This is a genomic window from uncultured Dietzia sp. (assembly GCF_937873725.1).
Classification (GTDB): Bacteria; Actinomycetota; Actinomycetes; order Mycobacteriales; family Mycobacteriaceae; genus Dietzia.
This window is the reverse complement of record NZ_CALMYY010000007.1, coordinates 14,631-37,925: the sequence shown is the minus strand read 5'-3', so window position 1 is coordinate 37,925 and position 23,295 is coordinate 14,631. Positions and strand designations below refer to the sequence as shown.

The following is a 23,295-nucleotide window of genomic DNA, read 5'->3' as shown; positions in this document are numbered from 1 at the left end:
ACGTCTCCGAGCTGTCCTGGAAGCACATCGACCACCCGTCCGAGGTCGTCGAGGTGGGCCAGGAGGTCACCGTCGAGGTCCTCGACGTGGACCTGGACCGCGAGCGCGTCTCCCTGTCGCTCAAGGCGACGCAGGAGGATCCGTGGCGGCACTTCGCCCGGACCCACGCGATCGGCCAGATCGTCCCGGGCAAGGTCACCAAGCTCGTGCCGTTCGGTGCGTTCGTCCGCGTGGACGAGGGCATCGAGGGCCTGGTCCACATCTCCGAGCTGGCCGAGCGCCACGTCGAGGTCCCGGACCAGGTCGTCACGGTCAACGACGACGCCATGGTCAAGGTCATCGACATCGACCTCGATCGTCGTCGGATCTCGCTCTCGCTCAAGCAGGCGGACGAGGACTACACGGAGGAGTTCGACCCGTCGAAGTACGGCATGGCCGACAGCTACGACGAGGCCGGGAACTACATCTTCCCCGAGGGCTTCGATCCCGAGACCAACGAGTGGCTCGAGGGCTTCGAGAAGCAGCGGGAGGAGTGGGAGAACCGCTACGCCGAGGCCGAGCGTCGTCACAAGATGCACACCGGCCAGATCGAGAAGGGCCGCGCGGCCGCCGCGGAGGCCGCGGAGGCCGCTCCGACCAACTACTCGTCGGAGTCCGCCCCGTCCAGCCGTCCCGCCGCTGCGGAGACCGGCCCGGCGGAGTCGACCGGCGGCTCGCTGGCGTCGGACGAGCAGCTCGCCGCTCTGCGCGCGAAGCTGGCCGGCGGCGAGTAATCGTCGCTGCCTGAGGCGCTAGTCGTCTCGTAGGACGTCACACGGCCCCGGCCGGGTACCCCACCAAGGTGGGGGATCCCGGCCGGGGTCGTTCTGGCGTCCGCTGCATCCCCTGGGTGATGTGTCCGCCCTCGGCTCGGCCGGTGCTCCCGGCCGTGCACCCTGTTCCCGCGTGATGATCCGGGAACGAAGGATCAGCGGCCCGTCGGCTCCGCGATCGGCTCGGGTTCCGCAGGCGAGACCACGGCAACCTCTTCGAGGCGCTGCTCGTCGATCACGCCCTCATCGTTGATGGCTCCGGCCTCCACGGCGTCGGCGACGGTGACGCGGGCTTCTACGGCAGTATGCGTGTCCGTGTCGGGCAAGTCGAAGTCGAACTCGGTGAGATCGGTGCGCAGAAGGAAGACGTTGTACGCGTCCCAGGTCGACAACGCGTAGAAGAGATGCCTGCCGTCGGAGGTGATAGACGCCGGGTGGATCATCGGGGCGTAGGCGTTGGGGAACATTCGACGGTCCACCAGCGTCTGAGGGGCGGACCAGGGACCCTCAGGATTGTCCGCGACCCGCATCGAGACGACGCCGGACGCCATCGACGTGAGCAAGACGAACTGATCCAGGTGCTCGTTGTGCGCCACCGACAGTTCCTCGACCGGGGCCGGCAGAATCACCCGGCTGCCGGTCGGATTGGAATCCCAGGTATTTCCGCCCTTGAACCATCGGTAAGCGGAGGGCTCCTCGATCTGGTCGGTCGGGACACGCGCGAGGATGGCGGGACCCTGGCGACCGGACGGGGTCATGTACTCGTATAGGTAGCCGTCGCGCTCGACGAAGGCACTCATCTGCATGCCGTACCAGCCGTTGTCGACCGGCGGCAGGGTGTCCCTACCGGGTTCGAACAGCACGGTGGGGTTGAAGCCGTTGAAGTTCGTCACCCGACGCATCGAAGCGGTGAGGATCTTCCACGTCCGACCGCTGTCGGTCGATTTCACCAGGGCGGAGTAGTTGGTGTTCCAGCCGCCCGGGGCGTTCCAGTCCCGGACGGACATGACGCGCATGTACATGGTGCCGTTGACGCTGATCGCAGCGGTGGGGATCACCGTCACCTCGCCGGCACCGTTGGCCTGGTGGGCGCCCTGAACCAGCGCCGTGGCAACACCGTCGGCCCCGCTCGGGCGGGCGCCGGTGATCTTCAGGCCGCTCGTGGGCGCACCGCTCTCGGCGGTGAGCATGACGTTCGATCGCCAGGCGTTGCCGGTCGGGGTGCAGTCGCCGAAGGTGTCGCCGAACATCACCATCGTCTCGTTCCCGTGCTCGAACATGATGCCGAGGTCGGTCCCGTAGATGTCGTACATGGAGTCGGTCTTCGCCGGGCTGGTGGGGCCGGTGACCAGCTGGATCACGGATGTTGCGCCCTTGAGTACGGGGATGGTGCCCTGGTCACCGGTGATCCACCGAGGGAAGTCGCGCACGGAGGAGGCCGCAGCCCCCGCCACGGAGTTCGCGGCGTTCGCCAGCGAGCCGGTGGTGAGGTTGACTCCGAGGGAGTTCGGCGGGAAATTGCCCAAGAAGCTGTTGCAGGGCCCGCTCGACTCCGAGGACCCCAGCGAGCCCAGACCGGACGACCCCAGCGAACCGGAGGACTGGGCTCCGGCGGATCCAGGAACGAGCGTCGACGTGGTCAGAAGCGCCACGGGGAGTGCGAGGAGTGCTGAGGACAGGGTCGCTGCGCGGCGCATGAGGAGAACCGTATAGAACCAATGGTTCGCTGTAAACTTTTCGGGGTCGCCTAGACTACTGGACATGCTGATGGTGGGTCTGACCGGTGGGATCGGCGCCGGAAAGTCGACGGTGACGTCGGTCCTCGCGGAAACGGGAGCGGTGATCGTCGACGCGGACAAGATCGCCCGCGAGGTGGTCGAGCCGGGCACCCCGGGGCTGGCGATGCTCGTCGCCGAGTTCGGGGAGGGGATCCTCGACGCGGACGGGGCACTGGATCGTGCTGCTCTCGCGGCGCTCGCCTTCGTCGACGCCGAACGCACTTCGGCTCTCAACGCGATCACGCATCCTCTGATCGGCGAGCGCACGGCGGAGTTGTTCGGCTCCGCGCCGCAGGATGCGATCGTCGTGCACGACATGCCCCTCCTCGTGGAGGGCGGGATGACCCCGGGCTATCACCTGGTGATCGTGGTGGACACTCCGGCGGACATCCGGCTGACCCGCCTCGTGGAGCAACGTGGCATGCCTGAGGCAGACGCCCGGGCCCGTATGGCGCGTCAGGCGACCGACGAGCAGCGACGGGCCGTGGCGGACGTCCTCGTCGACAACTCGGGCGAGCGTGACGCGGTGGTGGAGCTCACCCGGGTGCTCGTCGAGTTCAGGCTGGTCCCGTTCGAGCACAACCTCAGGACGGGTACCCCGGTGATCGGGGATCGGACCGTCGTGCCGTTCCGGCCCGAGTGGGCGGCGGAGGCGGAGCGGGCCATTGCACGCCTGCGACACGTGGTGGGTGGACTCGCCCCGAGGATCGACCACGTGGGGCCCACCTCGGTGGTCGGGTTGGACGCGCCGGACATCATCGACATCCAGGTCACCGTCCGCGACGAGGCGGGAGCGGATGCGGCGCTGCACGCGCTTACCGGCGCCGGCTGGGTTCAGGACCGTTCCAGCCTTCGCCCACTCCTGCACTGGTGCGACCCCGTGAGGCCGCTCGAGGTGACGATTCTCGCCGAGGACGACCCGGAACACGCGTTCGCGCTCCTCATGGCCGAGGTGATCGGCGACGATCCCGCGGCCAGGGAGGAGTACTCGCAGATCCTGCGCCGCGCGGACCGGGAGGAGACCCGACGGTGGGAGCGTACTCGCTGCCGGGCCGCCCGGTTCTGACTCCGCCCCCCGGCGGGCACTGAACCGACGAACGGTGTGGACCCGGCCGGAGCCGGGCCCTCACCGTGCTCCGTGCGTCACTCGGTCGGAACGACCCCGTTGACCAGCTCGGAGACCGGCACCTGGCGCACGACCTCGGTCTGCGACTCGGTGGCAGCCTGCGAGCGCCTCACGCCCTGGTTCGGGAAGACCGCGTCCAGGTCCGTCCGGACGAGGAACACGTTGTAGGCGTTCCACGTGGTGACCAGGTAGTACAGGTCACCGCCCTGGGACCAGGGGTGGATGAACCCGCCGTACACGCCTGGCAGGATCGAATAGTCGATGAGCGTGGTGGCGTTCTCCCACAGTCCCCACGGGGTGTCCGCGGTGCGGAGCACGATGGAGTCGAAGCCCTGCGAGTACATCGCGGTGTACTTGCCCAGGTGGGCGTTCCACATGACCGACATCTCGCTGGCTGGTGCGGGCAGCACCGCCTCCGCGTCCCCGATGTCGTCCACCCAGGTCGAGCCGTCCCAGTACGTGTACCCACTGGGGTCGAGCACACCCTCGAGGAGGGGAGCGCCCTCCAGGTCCTCCGAGTCCGGGGACCCGGCGAGCGGGACCCGGGCGACGATCGCCGCGCCCTGCCGTCCCGACGGGGTGAGGTACTCGTACAGGAAGCCGACCCCCGGGCCCTCCTCGACCTTGAGGAACGAACTCATCTGGGCGGAGTTCCACGCGCTGTCCACCGGGGGTGCGCCCGCGCCGGGCTCGCCGGCGGAGGTGATCCTGCGCGCCATCTCAGGCACCTCGGTCCAGTTCTCACCGTTGTCGGTCGAGTAGGCCATCCCCGAGTAGTTGGTGGTCCACGACCCCGGCTGGCCCCAGTGTGCGACCGACATATATCGCAGGTACTGCACCCCGTTGACGGAGATGCCCGCGGTGGGGATGATCGTCACCTCGCCGGGCTGGCCGACCCGGGGAATGATCGACTTGGCCATCCCGTCCTGGTCCTGCGCGGCCGAAGCGACGCGAATCCCGCCGGCCAGTGCGTCGCCGGGCGTTTCCGAGCGGAACAGGACGTTGGACCGCCACTGGTCTCCGGGCACCGAGCAGTCGCCCATGGTGTCGCCGAAGGCCATGAGGATCTCCGGGTCGACGGCGTCGCCGTTGTCCCACATGACGCCGAGGTCGGTGCCCGCGACCCCGTACCTGCTGATCGTGTCGTTCGGGCTCGTGGGCCCGGTGACCAACTGGAGGAACCGGGTCGGACCGCGCAGCACCGGGACGGTGCCCTCCTCGCCGGTGATCCAGGGCGGCATGCCGTAGACGGACCCGATCAGCGGGTCGAGCGAGCCGGAGAGTCCGTTGCCGAGTGAGCCGGTCTCGAGCTGCTGCACGAGCGACCCGGACCGATCCGACGACCCGAGCGATGTGGACACCGACCCCAGCGATCCGGAGTCGCCGGACGAGCCGAGCGAGCCGAGCGAACCCGACGAGCCGGACGACCCGGTGGCCATTCCCGCCCCCGTCTGCTGCTCGAGCAGCGAGCCGAAGTTGCCGAACATCTCACTGCAGGGGCCGGCGGACGCCGTGCCGACCCCGATCGTGCCGGCGACGGAGATCGCGGTAGCGGCGGTGATGGTGGCGGTGATGGCGGCGGTGGCTGCTGCGGTGAGCCGCCGGGGGGATGAGGGGGTGCGCGGGCGGGACATGTACTAGGCCTCCGGGATGGGGATCCGGTCGACGAGAACGGTCTCGCCGGTGTCCGCCGGATCGGGGGTGTCGCGGGTCCAGCTGTCGTCGGCGACGCGCGCCCTGGAGGTCTCGGAACCCGGGGTGCGGGGAGCGAGCTCGGAGAGGTCGGACTTCATGAGGAAGACGTTGTAGGCATCCCACGTCGACAGCGTGAAGTACAGATCCTTCCCGTTCGACTGGATCGCGGGGCTCCACGGGTGCGCGAATGCCCCGTACAGGGTGGGGAGATGGTCGTACGAGAGCAGAATGTCCTTGCCCGACCACGGGCCCTCGGGCGTCAGGGCCTGCCGCATGACCACGTTGTTGCTCTGATCGGTGTAGAGAGCGATGTATCGGTTGAGATGGCCGCTCCACGAGATCGACAGCTCGCTCACCTGTCCGTCGAGGACGACCTTCGCGGCGTTCCGGTCCGACGCCCAGCCGGACTCGGTCCAGAACTCGTAGGCGCCCATGTTCTCGATTCCCGCCGCCGGGACCCGCGCGAGGATCGCCGAGCCGTTTCGGCCGGACGGGGTCAGGTACTCGTAGACGTAACCGCGGTCCTGGAGGAACGCGCTCATCTGGGCCGCCGCATGGGCGGAGTGTGCGGCGCCGAGGTTGCCGGGCAGGGCCAGGTTCCCGGTTCCGGTGCGGGCGGTGCCGGAGACGGGGGTCCAGGTGGTGCCGTTATCCGTGGACCTGGCCAGGGCCGAGTAGTTGGTGGTCCACTCGCCCGGGTCGCCCCAGGTCTCCACCGACATGTAGCGCAGGTACTGCGTCTGGCCCACGGCAACGCCGGCGGTGGGGATCACCGTGGTCTCGCCGGGGAGCCCGGACCTGGGGAGGAGGGACGCGGCCAGCCCGGGTGCCTCCAGGGGGGCGTCGTCGATCCGCATGCCGTTGGAGAGGGTGGTGTCGGAGGAGCGGAACAGGATGTTGCTGCGCCATTGCGCGTCGCCGTCGCAGTCGCCCATCGTGTCGCCCAGCGCCATGTGCACCTGGTTCTTGCCGCCGGCGCCGCCGTTCGTCCACAGAATGCCGAGGTCGGTCCCGGTGATCCCGAAGCGGTCGACGGTGTTGTTGGGGCTCGTGCGCCCGGTGAGGAGTTCGACGGTGGTGGTGCGGCCCTGGAGGATCGGGATGTAGCCGGAGGCGCCGTTGTTCCAGGGAACAGCCGGGGGCGCAGGCTGGGAGGGCGCCGCCGGCGAGCCTCCGCCGGAACTGCTCGAACCGCTGCCGCCGCCGGTGCCGACCGGGGGCCAGACGTCGCACGGGGCGGCCACCGCGAGCGGCGCCACGATGGTGAGAGCTCCGGTGAGGACCGAGGTGGCAGCGGCGAGTGCGGCCGTCCGGGTCCCGCGCTGGTGCCGGTGGGGTGGGATATGACGACGACGACGCGGGGCGCGATTCACGGGCGGACTCCAGACGGTCGATCTATGTGAACACCGATCAGTGACCCAGGGTAACGCCTCTCAGCCTGCCGTGGTCGCGTCTCGACCGGCAGGTGCGACCGCAGACTCGTACGCTGGACGGTATGGCTTTCGCGACCGAGATCCCCGACGACGGGGTGCCCGTTGACTCCACGGTCCTGTCGTACTCGGAGTTCCGCCCGATCGGCGACGTCGAACGCAGCACGGACCGCTTCGAGGTGGTCAGCGAGTTCACCCCGTCCGGCGACCAACCCGCCGCGATCGCGGAGCTCACCGAGCGGTTGGGCAGGGGTGAGCGGGACATCGTGTTGCTCGGTGCCACCGGCACCGGCAAGTCGGCCACCACGGCCTGGCTCATCGAGAAGGTGCAGCGCCCGACCCTGGTGATGGCGCCCAACAAGACGCTCGCGGCGCAGCTGGCCAACGAGCTGCGCGAGATGCTGCCGAACAACGCCGTCGAGTACTTCGTCTCCTACTACGACTACTACCAACCGGAGGCGTACATCGCCCAGACGGACACGTTCATCGAGAAGGACTCGTCGATCAACGACGACGTGGAGAGGCTTCGGCACTCCGCCACGTCGTCGCTTCTCTCCCGACGCGACGTCGTGGTGGTGAGTTCCGTCTCGTGCATCTACGGCCTCGGCACCCCTCAGTCCTACCTCGATCGGTCGGTCGCGTTGTCGGTGGGCCAGGAGGTGGACAGGGATCAGCTGCTCCGGCTGTTGGTGGACGTGCAGTACGAGCGCAACGACGTCTCGATGACACGGGGAACGTTCCGCGCCAAGGGCGACACGGTGGACATCATCCCCACCTACGAGGAGCTGGCCGTGCGCATCGAGTTCTTCGGTGACGAGGTCGACGCGCTGTACTACATCCACCCGTTGACCGGCGACGTCGTGCGGAAGGTCGACGAGGTCCGGATCTTCCCGGCCACCCACTACGTCGCCGGGCCCGAGCGGATGGCCAAGGCGATCGCCTCGATCGAGGAGGAGCTCGAGGTGCGGCTCGCCGAGTTGGAGAACCAGGGCAAGCTCCTGGAGGCGCAGCGTCTGCGCATGCGGACCTCGTACGACATCGAGATGATGCAGCAGGTGGGGTTCTGTTCCGGCATCGAGAACTACTCCAGGCACATCGACGGGCGGCCGGCGGGCAGTGCCCCGGCCACGTTGATCGACTACTTCCCCGAGGACTTCCTCACGGTGATCGACGAGTCCCACGTCACGGTCCCGCAGATCGGGGCGATGTTCGAGGGCGACGCCTCACGCAAGCGCAACCTCGTCGACTTCGGGTTCCGGCTCCCGTCGGCGCTCGACAACCGGCCGCTCACGTGGGAGGAGTTCTCCGGGAGGGTCGGGCAGACGGTGTACCTCTCCGCCACCCCGGGCAGCTACGAGATGGGGCGGACCGGTGGGGAGTTCGTCGAGCAGGTCATCCGGCCGACCGGGCTGGTGGATCCGAAGATCGTGGTCAAACCGACCAAGGGTCAGATCGATGATCTGATCGGCGAGATCCGGGCCCGGGCCGAGCGGGACGAGCGGATCCTGGTGACCACGCTGACCAAGAAGATGTCCGAGGACCTCACCGACTACCTGCTCGAACTCGGGGTCCGCGTGCGCTACCTCCATTCGGAGATCGACACCCTGCAGCGCGTGGAGTTGCTCCGCGATCTCCGGCGAGGCGAGTACGACGTCCTGGTGGGCATCAACCTGCTCCGCGAGGGGCTGGACCTGCCGGAGGTCTCCCTCGTGGCGATCCTCGACGCGGACAAGGAGGGTTTCCTCCGCTCCAGCACCTCGCTCATCCAGACGATCGGCCGCGCCGCCCGGAACGTGTCCGGGGAGGTCCACATGTACGCCGACCGGGTCACCGAGTCGATGCGCATCGCGATGGAGGAGACCGACCGGCGTCGGGAGAAGCAGGTCGCCTACAACACCGCACACGGGATCGACCCGCAGCCGCTGCGCAAGAAGATCGCCGACATCCTCGACAGGGTGGGGGAGGTGAGCGGCGACGTGTCCGATCCCCGGGAGCGGCCCGAACTGGTGGGGGCCCGCGCGGCCGGCGGAGCGGCCCGGCCGCGCAAGGAACTCGAGAAGCTCATCGGGGAGATGACCGAGCAGATGATGTCCGCGGCCACGGACCTGCGGTTCGAACTGGCGGGACGGCTCCGCGACGAGATCGCGGAGCTACGGAAGGAACTCAAGGGGATGCGGGAGGCGGGGATCGACTGACAGGTCACTGTGACGTGGGGCGCTTACCGCGTACGGAGACCACGTCCTCGCACTACGCTGGGTGAAACTTGTTCCCTACGAGAGGAAGAGCATTGAGCGCCTACAAGAAGGTGGTCGTGGGCACGGATGGCTCGGAGTCGTCCTACCTGGCCGTGGATCGTGCCGGAGAACTCGCCGCGGACGCATCCGCGACCCTCGTGATCGCCTGCGCCTACGTGCCCGCCGATCCGCGGTCGGTCAGCCACGCCGCCGACCAGTTGGGCGCCGACGCCTACCAGATCCGCGGCGACAACCCGGCCGAGGACATCGTCCGGACCGCCCGGGACCGGGCCATGGCGGCGGGTGCGACCCGCGTCGAGGCCCGCACCGTCAAGGGCGCTCCCGTCGAGTCCCTCATCAAGCTGGCCGACGAGCTGGAGGCGGACCTGCTGGTCGTGGGCAACAAGGGACTCAGCTCTCTCACCGGTCGGCTCCTCGGGTCGGTGCCCGCCGACGCCGCCCGCCGCGCCACCTGCGACGTGCTGATCGTCCACACGACCTAGCGGCGACGCTCAGCCGCAGAGGTGGGTCCGGCTCGCGTCGACGATCGCCCGGCCCACCTCGGCGGTGTCCAGCCGGGTGTCCTGCGCGGCGATCGCACTCGTGAGCGGACGGATCCGGTCGAGGATCGTCTCGAGCCCGGCGCCGTGGGCGATGCTCCGGCAGATTCCGATCCCCACCTCCACGGTCGTGTCCGCCGACATGCCCGTGGGGATGCCGATCGCGGTCAGTTCGTCGAGGAAGTGCGTCTCGCTGTTGGTCCGGATCGGTTCGGCCGCGGTGTCGGCGCTCCCCGCCTGCGCCTGCGCGACGGTGCCCGCCACCTCGGTGGCGCCGGTCGACTCGCTCGCGGCCCCGCACCCCGTCGCCCCCGCGGCCAGCGCGAGGCACACCGAGACCACCGCCATGCGTTGTGGGCTGGTGATCATGCGGTGAGCTCCTGAGAGTCGTGCGAGACGGTGTCCCGGATCCGGGACAGCAGGGGACCGAAGCCGCCGGGCTGGACCAAGACGAGTTCCTGGGTCGCGCGGGTGGCCCCGACGTAGAGGTCCTGCAGCCCCTGTGGCGACCGCTCGAGGACGCGATCCGGATCGATCACCACCACCACGTCGAACTCGAGCCCCTTGGCCAGGGACAGCGGGAGGACCGAGACCCCGGGGCGGGTGGCGGTGACCGCCTGTCGGAGGGCGGAGATGTCCGCCGATTCCTCGTCCCGGTGGCCGTCGGGGACGAGGACGGCCACCGCACGGTCCTCCGGCACGGAGGCGATCCGCTCGAGCACGATCCCGCTCGCCGACCCGGGTCGGGGCTCGAGCCACGACACCGGTCGCCGACCGGCGCGCACCGTCCGGGGGGAGACCGCGGAGGCGTCGATCTGGGCGAGCAGCAGTTCCGCCACGGCCGAGATGGTCTCCGGCGTGCGGTAGTTGACGGTGAGCTCGCAGTGGACCCACCGATCGTCCACGTAGGGCGAGAGGGCGTCACCCCAGGAGTCGATACCCGCCGGCGACGAGGTCTGGGCGACGTCTCCCACGAGGGTCATCCAGCGGTTCGGCGAGCGGCGCATGATCACCCGCCACGCCATCGTGGACAGCTCCTGCGCCTCGTCGACGATCACGTGGCCGAACGCCCAGGTCCGGTCCGCGCCCGCACGGTCGGCCACCGTGAGATCGGAGTCCGCGCTGTGTCGCCGGGCCAGCGACTCGGCGTCCACGACGTCGTAGGCCATGAGGACCTCCGGGTCCAGATCGTCCTCGATGTCCTGCACGGCCGAACCGGTGAGGATCTCCAGGGCCTCCTCCGCCTGGCGGACCTGCTCGGCCCAGTCGCGATCCGAGTCCCCGCCGTCCGCTGCGGGGACGTCTCCGAGCAGTTCGGCGAGCTCGTCGAGGAGCGGGACGTCCGCGACCGAGAACGCCCGGCCGTCCTCGCGGAAGAGCGCGTCCTGGTCCTCGGCCACGTAGTCGCCGGCCGCCTCGGCGATGCGGTCCCGACTCGAGAGGAGGTCGGCGAGCAACTGTTCCGGTCGCAGGGTGGGCCACCATTCGTCGATGGCGGCGCTCACCTCGGGTGCGACCTCGACCTCGGCCCGGAGGGCGGCACGATCCGCCGCGTCGAGCAGCGGCCGGGCCGGGTCGCCGAGGTCGCCGACCCCGTCCCCGTCGGGGGACCAGGCGACGGCCTCGGCCTGCCCCACCGGGTCGGTGAGGACGGCCACGTACTGCTCGGTGAGCGCGTCGACGATCCGCGCCGCGAACGTCTCGCGCGCCGGGTTGTGCGGGCGGCGGGTCATGCGCGCGCGCCCTCGGGCGGACCGCACCATCGCGGGGGTGAGCACGAGGTCGCGCCCCTCGCAGCGGACCACGACGTCGCCGTCGGGGGCGGACTGGCGGGCGCGGACGGCGGCCTTGAGGATGCCCACCATCTCGCCCGAGCCCTTGACCTCCTCGCCACGGAGCGTCTCCGGCCCCGCGGCCCGCACCCCCGGGTAGAGGTCGGCGAGCGTGCGGAGGACGACCCCCGACTCGCCGAGGGAGGGGAGGACACGCGCGATGTAGTCGAGGAACCGGGCGTTGGGGCCGACGATGAGGACGCCGCTGCGGTCGAGCCTGCGCCGGTGTGTGTAGAGCAGGTAGGCGGCGCGGTGCAGGGCCACGGCCGTCTTCCCCGTCCCGGGACCGCCCTGGACCACCAGGACGCCCGCGTGGGGGTTGCGGATGATCTGGTCCTGCTCGCGCTGGATGGTGGCGACGATGTCGGTCATGTGACCCGAGCGGGCCGTGTCCAGGGCCTCGAGGAGGGCGGATTCGCCCACCACGCCGTCGTGGTCCTCGGGGAGCCCGCCGTCCGCCGGGGCCGTGAGGAACTCGTCGTGGATCCCGATCACCCGTCGGCCGATCGTGCGCAGGTGGCGGCGCCGGTGCGCGCCCTCCGGCCGCGCGGTGGTGGCCAGATAAAAGGGTCGGCTGTGGTCCGCGCGCCAGTCCAACAGGAGCGGGGTGAGGTCCTCGTCGTCGTCCCTCAACCCCACCCGGCCGATCCGACGGATCTCGCCGTCCCCCATGTCCAGGCGGCCGAAGTACAGGCCCAGGTTGGCGGCGTTGTACGCGGCGAGTTCGGAGGAATAGAGCCGGGCGAAGGACTCCCGCTCCGACCGCGCCTGCGGGGTGCCACCGGAGCCCCGGAGGACGGCGTCGAGACGGGCCCGGGTCGCGGCGCGGAGTTCCTCGAGACGATCGAGGAGACGGCCGAGATGGCGCTGTTCCTCGTCGACGGCATCGTGACTCGTCATGAGCGCTCCTCTCGGGTGGGCGGACGGCTCAGGGCAGGACATCAAGGCTACCGGGTGTCACGCGGGGGGCCGCGACGCCGACGACCCCGCCGGTGAGGGCGGGGTCGTCGGCGTCGGGTGCGCGGGCACCCGGGGGGTGGATCGTCAGGGCTGGATGCCCGCCGCGGCCTTCGCGCGTGCGCGATCGGTCTCCGCCTTGGCGATCTTCCTCGCCGAGCCGGCCTTCTTCTCGGCGGACGTGAGGAGGTCCTTGGTGTCCAGACTCCCGGCGCGGGTGGCGGCGAGGCCCGCCTGATCGCGGACCTGCGCGGCGATCGGGGCGGCCTGCTCCTTCGCGGCGGCGGTGCGCTCACGCAGGACCGCGGCCACGACAGGGGCCTTCTCCCGGACGACGTCGGCGAAACCGGTCGCCTGCCCCCGTACCTGGTCGGCCACCTCCGGTGCCTTCTCCCGGACGACGTCGGCGATCTCTGGCGCCCTGTCCCGGACGGTGTCCGCCACGCCGCGTGCCTGATCGGCCACGGTGTGCGCCACCCCCGCGATCGCCGCGCCGGCGGCGGCCGACTCGGCCCTCGCGCCGGGGATCCTGGCCGAGACCGTGTCGCCGGCCTTGCGGGCGCGCCAGGCCAGACCCGGCTGCCCGGCGGTGTCGACCGAGGCGAGCATGAGCGCACCGAGCAGCGCGACGTCGGTCGCGAGGCCGGTGGTCTTGCGGCTCCTGGCTGCGGGGTCGGACTCCGCCCAGAAGGCGTGCCGGGTGATGGTCGAGGGCAGGTGCGACGCGGTGAGCGCGAGGGCCGAGAGGCGGGGCGCCCGGCCGAGTGCAAACAGGACGCCCGCTCCGATCTTGACGCCCGCGAGGGCCTTGACGAGGGTCTCGGGGTCCTTGGTCACCGGCGGGACCGACGTGGTGACGTGGTCGTTGACGGCCTGTTCACCCTTCTCGACCAGGGGTGCGGCCTTCTTCACGATCGGTGCCGCATCCGCGACGTGGGGCTGCGGATTGCGGAGCGTCTCCACGCCGTCGATCACGAATACCGTGGCGAGCATGGGTCGCGCGAGTCGTCTGATCATCAGTTCCTCCTGGGAATCGGGATGCGTGGTCGAACCTAGTGAAAACCCCGGCGGTGCGCCTCCGGTCCGCGTGCCGCCCCCGGCGGCCGCGGGCTCGGACGGTGGGGTGGGCTGGGACGATCCGGACGGATGAGGACTTGATTACGATCGGGATCCGGCCTCGTCCGACGGTGTCGGCGCCGTCACCAGCCGCGTTCGCGCCACTCCGGGAGCTTCGGACGTTCCGCTCCGACCGTCGTGTCGTCGCCGTGGCCGGGGTGGACCACCACGTCGTCGTCCAGGGTCGCGAACACCCGGGACTCGAGGTCGTGCATGAGGGTGTCGAACTGCTCCGGTGTCCCGGTCTTGCCCGGGCCGCCGGGGAAGAGGGAGTCGCCGGGGAACAGGTGGGTCCCCTCGTCGGTGCGCAGCACGAGCCCGACGCCGTCCGGGGTGTGCCCCCGCAGTCCGATCACGTCGAGGCGGAGGTCGCCCACGTCGATCGTGTCCCCGTGGGAGACGAGGCGGTCGGTGGGGACGTGGATCCCCCCGGCGTCACCGGGGGAGGCGATGGTGGTGAGGCCGAGGGCGGCGACGGTCTCCGCGAGGCCGATCCAGTGGTCGGCGTGCAGATGGGTGGTCAACACCCGCGTGACCCCGGGGGCCTGCGCCCGTAGGTGGGCGACGAGCCGGGGGGCGTCGTCGGCGGCGTCGACCAGCAGGCCCTCGCCGGTCTCGACCGACTCGATCACGTAGGCGTTGTTGTCCATCCCGCCCACGGAGATCTTGCTCACGCGGGCCGGGCCCACCGTCCAGCGCTCGCCGGTGAGCCGGCCGGTCAGCCGGCCGGAGTAGCCCTCGGTGAGGGTGATGTGGTCAGGGACGGACTCGGTGGAATGCGACATCACTGCAGGCTACTGACGCCGAGCGCGGTCCGTGCCGAGAAGCGTGTCGGAGTACGTTGGTACCTTCGACTGCGGGACCGGCGGCCCCCGCGCGTACTGCGATGTGGTGGCGACTTCCTCCCTCGAAAAGGAGTACCCATGGTGGACCGTCTGGTCGTCCGCGGCGCGCGTGAGCACAACCTCAAGGGCGTCGACATCGACGTGCCCCGTGAGTCCCTCATCGTCTTCACGGGCCTGTCCGGCTCGGGCAAGTCGTCCCTTGCGTTCGACACGATCTTCGCGGAGGGCCAGCGCAGGTACGTCGAGTCGCTGTCCTCCTACGCCCGGATGTTCCTCGGGCAGATGGACAAGCCGGACGTCGACTTCATCGAGGGACTCTCCCCGGCGGTGTCGATCGACCAGAAGTCCACCAACCGCAACCCGCGGTCGACGGTCGGGACCATCACCGAGGTGCACGACTACCTGCGCCTGCTCTACGCGCGCGCCGGCGTCCCCCATTGCCCGACGTGCGGCGAGGTCATCTCGCGGCAGACGCCGCAGCAGATCGTCGACCAGATCCTCGAGGGGGAGGAGGGCGTGAGGTTCCAGGTGCTGGCGCCCGTCGTGCGCACGCGCAAGGGCGAGTTCGTGGACCTGTTCGCCCAACTCGCCGCCGACGGGTACAGCCGCGTCCGCGTGGACGGTGAGCTCCACACCCTCGCCGAGCCGCCCACCCTCAAGAAGCAGGAGAAGCACGACATCGAGGTGGTGGTGGACCGGCTCGCGGCCAAGCCGTCGTCGCGCCAGCGGCTCACCGACTCGGTGGAGACCGCGCTCGGTCTGGCCGACGGTGTGATCGTGATCGACTACGTGGACGTGGACGAGTCGGACCCCGCCAGGCAGCGTCGGTTCTCCGAGCACATGGCGTGCCCCAACGGCCACCCGATCGCGCTGGACGACCTGGAACCGCGCGCGTTCTCGTTCAACAACCCCTACGGCGCGTGTCCCGTCTGCGACGGCCTCGGTTCCCACCTGGAGGTGGACCCGGACCTCGTGATCCCCGACCCGGAACGCTCGCTCGCAGACGGCGCCGTCGCGCCGTGGGCGGGTGGGCAGAGCGCGGACTACTTCCAGCAGCTGCTCTCGGGGCTCGCCGACGACATGGGATTCGACCTCAGAACCCCGTGGCAGGACCTGCCCGCGAAGGTCCGCAAGGCGGTGCTCGGCGGGGCTCCCACCATGGTCCGGGTGAAGTACCGCAACCGCTACGGCAGGGTGCGCACCTACGACGCCAAGTTCGAGGGCGTCATGTCATTCCTCACGCGCCGGCTCGAGCAGACGGAGTCGGAGTCGCAGAAGGAGCGCTACCAGGGGTACATGCGCGAGGTCCCGTGTCCGGCGTGTGGAGGCACCCGGCTCAAGCCGGAGATCCTCGCCGTGACCATGACCGGGCCGGGCGGCCAGGACAAGTCCATCGCGGACATCAGTCGCATGTCGGTGGCGGACTGCGCGGCGTTCCTCGCCGGTCTCGAGCTGGACGCTCGCCAGGCGATGATCGCCGGTCGGGTGCTCAAGGAGATCCAGGCCCGGATGGGCTTCCTGCTCGACGTGGGGCTGGACTACCTCTCGCTCGACCGCGTGGCCGGCAGTCTGTCCGGAGGCGAGGCCCAGCGGATCCGGCTGGCAACCCAGATCGGGTCGGGTCTCGCGGGCGTCCTCTACGTCCTCGACGAGCCGTCGATCGGCCTGCACCAGCGGGACAACCGGCGGCTCATCGACACCCTGGTGCGGCTGCGGGACCTGGGCAACACCCTGCTCGTGGTGGAGCACGACGAGGACACCATCCGCTCGGCCGACTGGATCGTCGACATCGGTCCACTGGCGGGCGAGCACGGCGGCCGCGTGGTCCATTCGGGCGACTACGCGGGGTTGCTGGCCAACACCGAGTCGCTCACGGGTGACTACCTGGCGGGCAGACGGTCCATCGCCATTCCCGAGAAGCGGCGGGAGGCCAGCACGGAGAAGAGACTCCACGTCCGCGGGGCCCGCGAGAACAACCTCAAGAACGTCGACGTGGTGTTCCCGGGCGGGGTGCTCTGCGCGGTCACCGGGGTGTCGGGCTCGGGCAAGTCGACCCTGGTCAACGACATCCTGGCCACGTCGCTGGCCAACCAGCTCAACCGCGCCAGGCAGGTTCCCGGTCGGCACTCCCGCATCGACGGCGTCGACGGGTTCGACAAACTGGTCCAGGTGGACCAGTCTCCGATCGGCCGGACGCCGCGGTCCAACCCGGCCACCTACACCGGCGTGTTCGACAAGATCCGCACCCTGTTCGCCGCCACCACCGAGGCCAAGGTCCGCGGCTACAAGCAGGGCAGGTTCTCCTTCAACGTCAAGGGCGGTCGGTGCGAGGCCTGCCAGGGTGACGGCACCCTGAAGATCGAGATGAACTTCCTGCCGGACGTCTACGTCCCGTGCGAGGTCTGCCACGGCGCGCGGTACAACCGCGAGACGCTCGAGGTGCACTACAAGGGCAAGACCATCGCCGAGGTGCTGGACATGCCCATCGAGGAGGCGTCCGAGTTCTTCGAACCGATCACCTCCATCCACCGCTACCTCAGGACCCTCGCCGAGGTCGGTCTCGGCTACGTGCGGCTGGGGCAGCCCGCCCCCACGCTGTCGGGTGGCGAGGCGCAGCGCGTCAAGCTGGCTGCCGAGCTGCAGAAGCGGTCGAGCGGCCGGACGGTCTACATCCTCGACGAGCCCACGACGGGCCTGCACTTCGAGGACATCACCAAGCTCCTCCTGGTGATCCAGGGGTTGGTCGACAAGGGCAACACCGTCATCGTGATCGAGCACAACCTCGACGTGATCAAGAGCGCCGACTGGGTAATCGACATGGGCCCCGAGGGCGGCGCGGGCGGGGGGATGGTCGTGGCGGAGGGCACGCCGGAGCACGTGGCGACGGTCCCGGAGAGCCACACGGGTCGATTCCTCGCCGAGGTGCTCCCGGCACGGGGGCCTGCAGACGAGGCTCGGGCCCCGGCCAAGAAGACCCCGGCCAAGAAGGCCCCGGCCAAGAAGGCCCCGGCCAAGAAGACCCCGGCGGGCAAGACCGCGGCCTCTGCCGCGCGCAAGGCGCGGGCGTTGCGGTGACCGACGTCAGTAGACGGGGCCGGTGAACTTCTCGCCGGGCCCCTCACCGGGCTCGTCCGGGAACGCGCTGGACTCGCGGAACGCGCGCTGCAGGCCCTGGAGGCCGTCGCGCACCACTCCCGCCTGCGGGCCGAGGTACTCGGCGGACCCGGCCACGAGGCCGGCCAGTGACGTGATGAGCTTGCGGGACTCGTCGAGGTCCAGGTGCGGGCTCTCCGCGGGGTCGTCGTCGGAGAGCCCGAGCTTCTCGGCGGCCGCGCTCATGAGGACGACGATCGAGCGGAAGATGATCTCCTGCGCGGGCACGTCGGCGAGATCCAGGATCTCGACCTCGCGCGCATCGATGTGCTCGTCGGGGGAGGTCTCGGGAGCCTGGTCGGCCGACGAGGGCTGGTCGGTGTTCATGCCGACCACTGTCCCACGGGCCGCGCCTCCCCGGACGCCTGGGCCTGTTTGGGGGTACCGGCAGATCCTGGTACAGTTATCCATCGACTGTGGGAACCCGCTACATAGCGGGTTCCGACGTCCAAGAGGAGCCTGATCTCCCACCATCCGACGCCCGGAGTTGTCACCAACACAGGGCAGTTTGATGGTCACCACCCCCGGCGAGGGGTCTGCGAGTGCATCGCAGGTGATTCGTCGTCGACGGGTGAGGAGTGAGAGGCCCCCGGCGTTGACGCCGTGGGGCCTTCTCGGTTCCACCGGTGTTCCCGGTGGGCCCGGGGTCCCTCGAGGGCGTATGCGCGACCGCGCCAGTGGTCGTGACAGAGCACCATCTACCGAGGAGGGCCCATCAGCGCCGAAGCACGTATCAACGAACGAATCCGTGTCCCCGAAGTCCGACTCGTCGGCCCCGGGGGCGAGCAGGTGGGGATCGTTCGCGTCGAGGATGCACTTCGTCTGGCCCTGGAGGCCGATCTGGACCTCGTCGAGGTCGCGCCCACCGCGCGCCCGCCGGTCTGCAAGATCATGGACTACGGAAAGTTCAAGTACGAGGCGGCGCAGAAAGAGCGCGAGTCGCGGAAGAACCAGCAGCAGACCGTGGTCAAGGAGCAGAAGCTCCGGCCGAAGATCGACACCCATGACTACGAGACCAAGAAGGGGAACGTCGTCCGTTTCCTGGAGAAGGGCTCCAAGGTCAAGGTGACGATCATGTTCCGCGGGCGCGAGCAGTCCCGACCCGAACTCGGGTACCGGTTGCTCCAGCGTCTCGCGGACGACATCACCGACTACGGATACGTCGAGACCAGCGCCAAGCAGGACGGCCGCAACATGACGATGGTCGTGGCCCCCCACAAGGGTGCCAAGACCCGCGTCAAGGCGCAGGAGTCCAAGGTCACCGACCCCGCCTCGGAGTAGTCCCACCGGGAGTACCGCTCCGACCAGACCAGAGGACGCACGCCGTCCGCTCACCCGAGACCTCACCGGTCTCTCGGGACGAACCATGTGAGGAAGACCGATCATGCCGAAGATGAAGACCCACAAGGGCACCGCCAAGCGTTTCCGGAAGACCGGGAGCGGCAAGCTGGTGCGCCAGCAGGCCAACCGCCGCCACATCATGGAGAAGAAGCCCACCAAGCGCACCCGTCGCCTGGACGGCCGCACCGACGTCGCCCCGGCTGACGTCCCCCGCATCAAGCGGCTTCTCGGGCTCTGAGCCCTCTTTACATACGTAGAACCTTCGGTCGCCGTCTACGCGACCATCCAAGATCAGTGAGGATTTTCCAGTGGCACGCGTGAAGAGGGCCGTCAACGCCCAGAAGAAGCGTAGGACCGTACTCGAGTCGACCAAGGGCTACCGGGGACAGCGTTCGCGCCTGTACCGCAAGGCCAAGGAGCAGATGCTCCACTCGATGACCTACAGCTACCGTGACCGTCGCGCCCGCAAGGGTGACTTCCGGAAGCTGTGGATCACCCGCATCAACGCCGCGGCCCGCGCCAACGACATGACCTACAACCGCTTTGTCCAGGGCCTCAAGCTTGCCGAGGTGGAGGTGGACCGCAAGGTCCTCGCCGACCTCGCCGTCACCGACCCGGCCGCCTTCACGGCGCTGGTCGAGGTGGCCCGCGCGGCGCTGCCGGCCGACCTCAACGCCCCGGCTGCCTGACGTCTGCGACTTGACCAATCCAGATAGGCCCGAGGAGGGCACGGGACGACCCGCGGAACCGTTCACCGAACGGACCCCGCGGGTCGTTTCCGCGTCCAAGCTCCACCGCGCCGCGGCCCGGCGCAAGGCGGGCCGGTTCCTGGCGGAGGGGGCCAACTCGGTCGAGGCCGCCCTCACGAGTGGCGCCGCGGCCGAGGTCTTCTGCACCGAGGACGCGCTCGAGCGGTTCGCCGGGCTCGTCGCGTCCGCCTCGGCGGCCGGCGTCACCGTCTCCGTGGTGACCGATCGCGCGGTCCGGTCCCTGTCGGACACAGTCTCGCCCACGGGGATCGTCGCGCTGTGTCGCTCGGTGGTGCGCGACCCGGCGGCGCCCGGCGAGGGGGCACCGCGGCTCGTCGCCGTGGGTCAGGCCCTGGCGGAGCCGGGGAACGTCGGCACGCTCATCCGCGTCTCGGACGCCCTGGGCGCCGACGCGGTGTGGCTCACCGAGGGCGGGGTCGACCCGGAGAACACCAAGGCGGTCCGCGCGTCCGCGGGGAGCCTGTTCCACCTACCGGTCGTGCGGGGGATCGCCGAGGCGGGCCTCGTCTCCCGCGCCCACGCGCTGGGCCTCCAGGTGGCCGTCGCGACCGCCCACGGCGAGGTGGACGTCGAACGCGCCGACGACCTCCTCGCCCGGCCGACCGCCTGGGTCTTCGGCAACGAGGCCCACGGCGTCCCGGCCCCTCTCGTCGACGCCGCCGATCTGCGGGTCCGGATCCCCCTCCGGGGTCGCGCGGAGAGCCTGAACATCGTCACCGCGGCCTCGATCTGCCTCCACACCAGCGCCCGGGTGCAGGCGGCCCGGTCATGACCGCCACCCTGACCGCCCGCGGCCTCGGTGCCTCGCGGGGGGCGCGGACCCTGTTCGACGGGCTCGACCTCGTCGTCGCGGCGGGTGACGTCTGGGGCCTCACCGGTCCCAACGGGGCCGGCAAGTCGACGCTCCTCCACGCCCTGTCCGGCCACCCCGACGCCGAGATGTCGGGGGCGGTCACCGTGAGCCCCCCGCAGGCGACGGTCGGCCTCCTCCGCCAGGAGGTGGAGAGGGTCGACGACGAGGTGGTCCGCGACTTCCTGCACCGCGTCACCGGGGTCGCCGACGCGCAGGCGCACATGGACGCGCTCGCGGAGCGGTTGGCCGACTCGGACGCCGCCGCGGAGGCCTACGGCGACGCCCTCGAGAGGTGGCTGGCGCTCGGCGGTGGCGACCTCGACGAACGGATCCCGGTGACCGCCGCACGCCTCGGTCTCGACGGCGCCGTGCTGGACCTGCCGATGTCCGCGCTGTCCGGCGGGCAGGCCGCGCGCGTCAACCTCAGCGCGGTGCTGCTCAGCCAGTACGACGTCCTGCTCCTGGACGAGCCCACCAACGACCTCGACCTGGCCGGGCTGGCCGTCCTGGAGGAGTTCATGCGCACCGAGCGTCGGCCGGTGGTCGTGGTGAGCCACGACCGGGAGTTCCTGTCCCGGTGCGTCACGGGAATCGTCGAGCTCGACTCGGCGCAGCGCCAGATCACGGTGTTCGACGGCGGATACGAGTCCTACCTCGCCGAGCGCGCGCTGGCGCGGCAGCGGGCCCGGGAGGCCTACGAGGAGTACTCGGGCAGGGTCGATCAGCTCAAGGACCGCATCCAGACGCAGAAGACGTGGCTGGACAAGGGCGTCCGCAACACCATGCGCAAGTCCGGTGGCAAGGACGCCGAGCGGGACAAGCACATCCGCAACCGCGCCGGGCAGCGGTCGGAGAAGCAGGCCGCCAAGATCTCGCAGTCCGAGCGGGCGATGGAGCGGCTGGATGCGGTCGAGGAACCCCGCAAGGAGTGGGAGCTGCAGATGGAGATCGCGGCCGCCCCCCGGTCGGGGTCGGTGGTCGCGGTGCTGTCCGACGCGGTGGTGCGTCGCGGCGACTTCGTGCTGGGACCGGTGACCCTGCAGATCGACTCCGGGGACCGCGTGCTGATCTCCGGGGCCAACGGATCCGGCAAGTCCACCCTGCTCGGACTGCTGGCCGGGGAGCGGACCCCGGACGCCGGGCGGGCGACCACCGGCGCCGGCGTCGAGCCGGGGCGGGTCGACCAGGCCCGCGCCGCCTTCGGCGGCCCGGAGCCGCTGCTGGACACGTTCTGCGTGGCCGCCGATCCCGCGGGTCTCGACCCCACGGAGGCACGGACCCTGCTCGCCAAGTTCGGGTTGGGCGGGGAGCACGTCGCCAGGGCCTGTGGGTCCCTGTCGCCGGGAGAGCGGACGCGGGCCGCGCTGGCGCTGCTCCAGCAGCGGGGCGTCAACCTTCTCGTGCTGGACGAGCCCACCAACCACCTGGACCTGCCGGCGATCGAACAGCTCGAGCAGGCGGTGGAGGCGTTCTCCGGGACCGTCCTGCTGGTCACCCACGACCGGCGGATGCGGGGGACGTTCCGCTCGACCCGCGAGCTGGCGGGGGGGGCCGGGGCGCTGCGGGGGGAGCGGGGAGACTCCGCGCCCCGAGATCGGGCCAGGGAACCGGAACCCGGATCGACTACGCTGATCCGGGATACCGCGGCGGTTGCGGCGAGCGCGTGACGGGGAGGATGCAGTACAGGTGAGCGAAGACACAGGCGCGGCGGAGGTCCGGATCGACGAGGAGTCCCTGGCGGGCTACGCCACGGAGGCGGAGAGCGCGTTCGCCGCCGCCGCGGACCTCGACGCGTTGGCCGCCGCCAAGACGGCACACCTGGGTGACCGCAGCCCCATCGCGCTCGGGCGGCGCACCCTGGGGTCGCTGCCCAAGGAGGAGAAGGCCGCCGCGGGCAAGGCCGTCAACGTGGCCCGTGGTCGCGTGCAGAAGGCCTACGACGCGCGCCTCGAGGTGCTGCACGCCGAGCGCGACGCCGCGGTGCTGGTCGCCGAGACCCTCGACCTCACGGTGCCGGCCGATCGCGGACCGGTCGGGGCCCAGCACCCCATCACGATCATCACCGAGCAGGTCGCGGACGTGTTCGTGGCCATGGGCTGGGAGATCACCGAGGGGCCGGAGATCGAGGCCGAGCACTACAACTTCGATGCGCTCAACTTCCTCCCGGACCATCCCGCGCGCACGCTCCAGGACACCTTCCACATCGCACCCGAGGGCAGCCGGCAGGTCCTGCGCACCCACACCTCGCCGGTCCAGATCCGCACGATGCTCGACCGCGAGCCGCCGATCTACGTCGCGTGCCCCGGCCGCACGTTCCGCACCGACGAGCTCGACGCCACCCACACCCCGGTGTTCCACCAGGTCGAGGGGTTGGCGATCGACAAGGGCCTGACGATGGCGCACCTGCGCGGCGCGCTCGACGCGTTCGCGCGTGCGCTCTTCGGCCCGGAGACCCGCACCCGGATGCGGCCCAACTACTTCCCGTTCACCGAGCCCTCCGCGGAGGTCGACGTGTGGTTCCCGGGCAAGAAGGGCGGGGCCGGCTGGGTGGAGTGGGGCGGCTGCGGCATGGTGCACCCCAACGTGCTGACCGCCTGCGGGATCGACCCGGAGGTGTACTCCGGATTCGCGTTCGGCATGGGGCTCGAGCGCACCCTGCAGTTCCGCAACGGACTCTCGGACATGCGGGACATGGTCGAGGGGGACGTGCGGTTCTCGCTGCCCTTCGGCGTCCGGTACTGAAGCGCCGGCGCCAACCGCCCCACGAGCTCATCCCACCATCGAGACCGACGA

General features: G+C 70.2%; 19 protein-coding genes. 11 read left to right on the top strand and 8 right to left on the bottom strand.

Going from position 1 to position 23,295, the window contains the following annotated elements:
• Window positions 1-773: S1 RNA-binding domain-containing protein (locus Q0444_RS00410; RefSeq protein ID WP_299020445.1), on the top strand; the 773-nt coding region annotated here is incomplete at its 5' end.
• 194 nt (window positions 774-967) lie between these two features.
• Here Q0444_RS00410 and Q0444_RS00405 read toward each other — a convergent pair.
• The gene (locus Q0444_RS00405) at window positions 968-2,509 is read right to left on the bottom strand and encodes a DUF4185 domain-containing protein (RefSeq protein ID WP_299020441.1); all 1,542 of its coding nucleotides are present in this window, start codon (window positions 2,507-2,509) and stop codon (window positions 968-970) included.
• Window positions 2,510-2,573: 64 nt separating this feature from the next.
• On the opposite strand from Q0444_RS00405, the gene coaE reads away from it, so the two are divergent.
• Window positions 2,574-3,656, top strand: a complete 1,083-nt coding sequence (coaE, locus tag Q0444_RS00400) for a dephospho-CoA kinase (RefSeq protein ID WP_299020438.1) — start codon at window positions 2,574-2,576, stop codon at window positions 3,654-3,656.
• A gap of 77 nt (window positions 3,657-3,733) precedes the next feature.
• Here the strand turns inward: coaE and Q0444_RS00395 are convergent, their stop codons facing one another.
• Together Q0444_RS00395 and Q0444_RS00390 are read right to left on the bottom strand one after the other, a co-directional pair.
• Window positions 3,734-5,350, bottom strand: a complete 1,617-nt coding sequence (locus Q0444_RS00395; RefSeq protein WP_299020435.1) for a DUF4185 domain-containing protein — start codon at window positions 5,348-5,350, stop codon at window positions 3,734-3,736.
• A gap of 3 nt (window positions 5,351-5,353) precedes the next feature.
• Window positions 5,354-6,784, bottom strand: a complete 1,431-nt coding sequence (locus Q0444_RS00390; protein ID WP_299020431.1) for a DUF4185 domain-containing protein — start codon at window positions 6,782-6,784, stop codon at window positions 5,354-5,356.
• A 122-nt stretch (window positions 6,785-6,906) separates the two neighbouring features.
• Here Q0444_RS00390 and uvrB point away from each other — a divergent pair, with 122 nt between their 5' ends.
• Window positions 6,907-9,036 carry an excinuclease ABC subunit UvrB gene (gene uvrB, locus Q0444_RS00385; protein ID WP_291083062.1) on the top strand — a complete coding sequence of 710 codons (2,130 nt, stop codon included), beginning with the start codon at window positions 6,907-6,909 and terminating at the stop codon, window positions 9,034-9,036.
• Between the two features lie 92 nt (window positions 9,037-9,128).
• Window positions 9,129-9,578, top strand: coding sequence for a universal stress protein (locus tag Q0444_RS00380; protein WP_291083059.1), 450 nt, complete (start codon window positions 9,129-9,131; stop codon window positions 9,576-9,578).
• Window positions 9,579-9,587: 9 nt separating this feature from the next.
• On the opposite strand, the gene Q0444_RS00375 is transcribed toward Q0444_RS00380, so the two are convergent.
• From Q0444_RS00375 to Q0444_RS00360, 4 genes are all read right to left on the bottom strand, one after another.
• Window positions 9,588-10,004, bottom strand: a complete 417-nt coding sequence (locus tag Q0444_RS00375) for a DUF732 domain-containing protein (protein WP_291083056.1) — start codon at window positions 10,002-10,004, stop codon at window positions 9,588-9,590.
• Window positions 10,001-12,367: an ATP-binding domain-containing protein gene (locus tag Q0444_RS00370; RefSeq protein WP_291083053.1), complete on the bottom strand. Its 2,367-nt coding sequence runs from the start codon at window positions 12,365-12,367 to the stop codon at window positions 10,001-10,003. Before Q0444_RS00370 ends, Q0444_RS00375 begins: the two co-directional genes overlap by 4 nt.
• Before the next feature lie 144 nt (window positions 12,368-12,511).
• Window positions 12,512-13,441 (bottom strand): DoxX family protein, encoded by a 930-nt coding sequence (locus Q0444_RS00365; RefSeq protein WP_299020423.1) that lies wholly within the window; start codon window positions 13,439-13,441, stop codon window positions 12,512-12,514.
• A gap of 182 nt (window positions 13,442-13,623) precedes the next feature.
• A complete protein-coding gene (locus Q0444_RS00360) occupies window positions 13,624-14,325 on the bottom strand; it encodes an MBL fold metallo-hydrolase (protein ID WP_291083046.1) in 702 nt (233 codons plus the stop codon).
• A gap of 138 nt (window positions 14,326-14,463) precedes the next feature.
• On the opposite strand from Q0444_RS00360, the gene uvrA reads away from it, so the two are divergent.
• A complete protein-coding gene (gene uvrA, locus Q0444_RS00355; RefSeq protein WP_299020420.1) occupies window positions 14,464-17,460 on the top strand; it encodes an excinuclease ABC subunit UvrA in 2,997 nt (998 codons plus the stop codon).
• 6 nt (window positions 17,461-17,466) lie between these two features.
• Here uvrA and Q0444_RS00350 read toward each other — a convergent pair whose 3' ends face one another.
• Window positions 17,467-17,865 (bottom strand): hypothetical protein, encoded by a 399-nt coding sequence (locus Q0444_RS00350; protein ID WP_291083039.1) that lies wholly within the window; start codon window positions 17,863-17,865, stop codon window positions 17,467-17,469.
• Window positions 17,866-18,234: 369 nt separating this feature from the next.
• On the opposite strand from Q0444_RS00350, the gene infC reads away from it, so the two are divergent.
• The 6 genes from infC to pheS all read left to right on the top strand — a co-directional run bounded on the left by infC (window position 18,235) and on the right by pheS (window position 23,244).
• Window positions 18,235-18,819: a translation initiation factor IF-3 gene (gene infC, locus Q0444_RS00345; RefSeq protein WP_291083080.1), complete on the top strand. Its 585-nt coding sequence runs from the start codon at window positions 18,235-18,237 to the stop codon at window positions 18,817-18,819.
• Window positions 18,820-18,922: 103 nt separating this feature from the next.
• Window positions 18,923-19,117 (top strand): 50S ribosomal protein L35, encoded by a 195-nt coding sequence (gene rpmI / locus Q0444_RS00340; protein ID WP_291083036.1) that lies wholly within the window; start codon window positions 18,923-18,925, stop codon window positions 19,115-19,117.
• Between the two features lie 70 nt (window positions 19,118-19,187).
• Window positions 19,188-19,568: a 50S ribosomal protein L20 gene (gene rplT, locus Q0444_RS00335; RefSeq protein WP_291083033.1), complete on the top strand. Its 381-nt coding sequence runs from the start codon at window positions 19,188-19,190 to the stop codon at window positions 19,566-19,568.
• Window positions 19,569-19,578: 10 nt separating this feature from the next.
• Complete coding sequence (locus Q0444_RS00330; protein WP_299020412.1) at window positions 19,579-20,421, top strand: RNA methyltransferase; 843 nt, start codon at window positions 19,579-19,581, stop codon at window positions 20,419-20,421.
• Window positions 20,418-22,169 carry an ABC-F family ATP-binding cassette domain-containing protein gene (locus tag Q0444_RS00325; RefSeq protein ID WP_299020409.1) on the top strand — a complete coding sequence of 584 codons (1,752 nt, stop codon included), beginning with the start codon at window positions 20,418-20,420 and terminating at the stop codon, window positions 22,167-22,169. The genes Q0444_RS00330 and Q0444_RS00325 overlap by 4 nt, the downstream gene beginning before the upstream one ends.
• 19 nt (window positions 22,170-22,188) lie before the next feature.
• Window positions 22,189-23,244, top strand: coding sequence for a phenylalanine--tRNA ligase subunit alpha (pheS, locus tag Q0444_RS00320; RefSeq protein WP_291083020.1), 1,056 nt, complete (start codon window positions 22,189-22,191; stop codon window positions 23,242-23,244).
• Window positions 23,245-23,295: the final 51 nt, after the last annotated feature.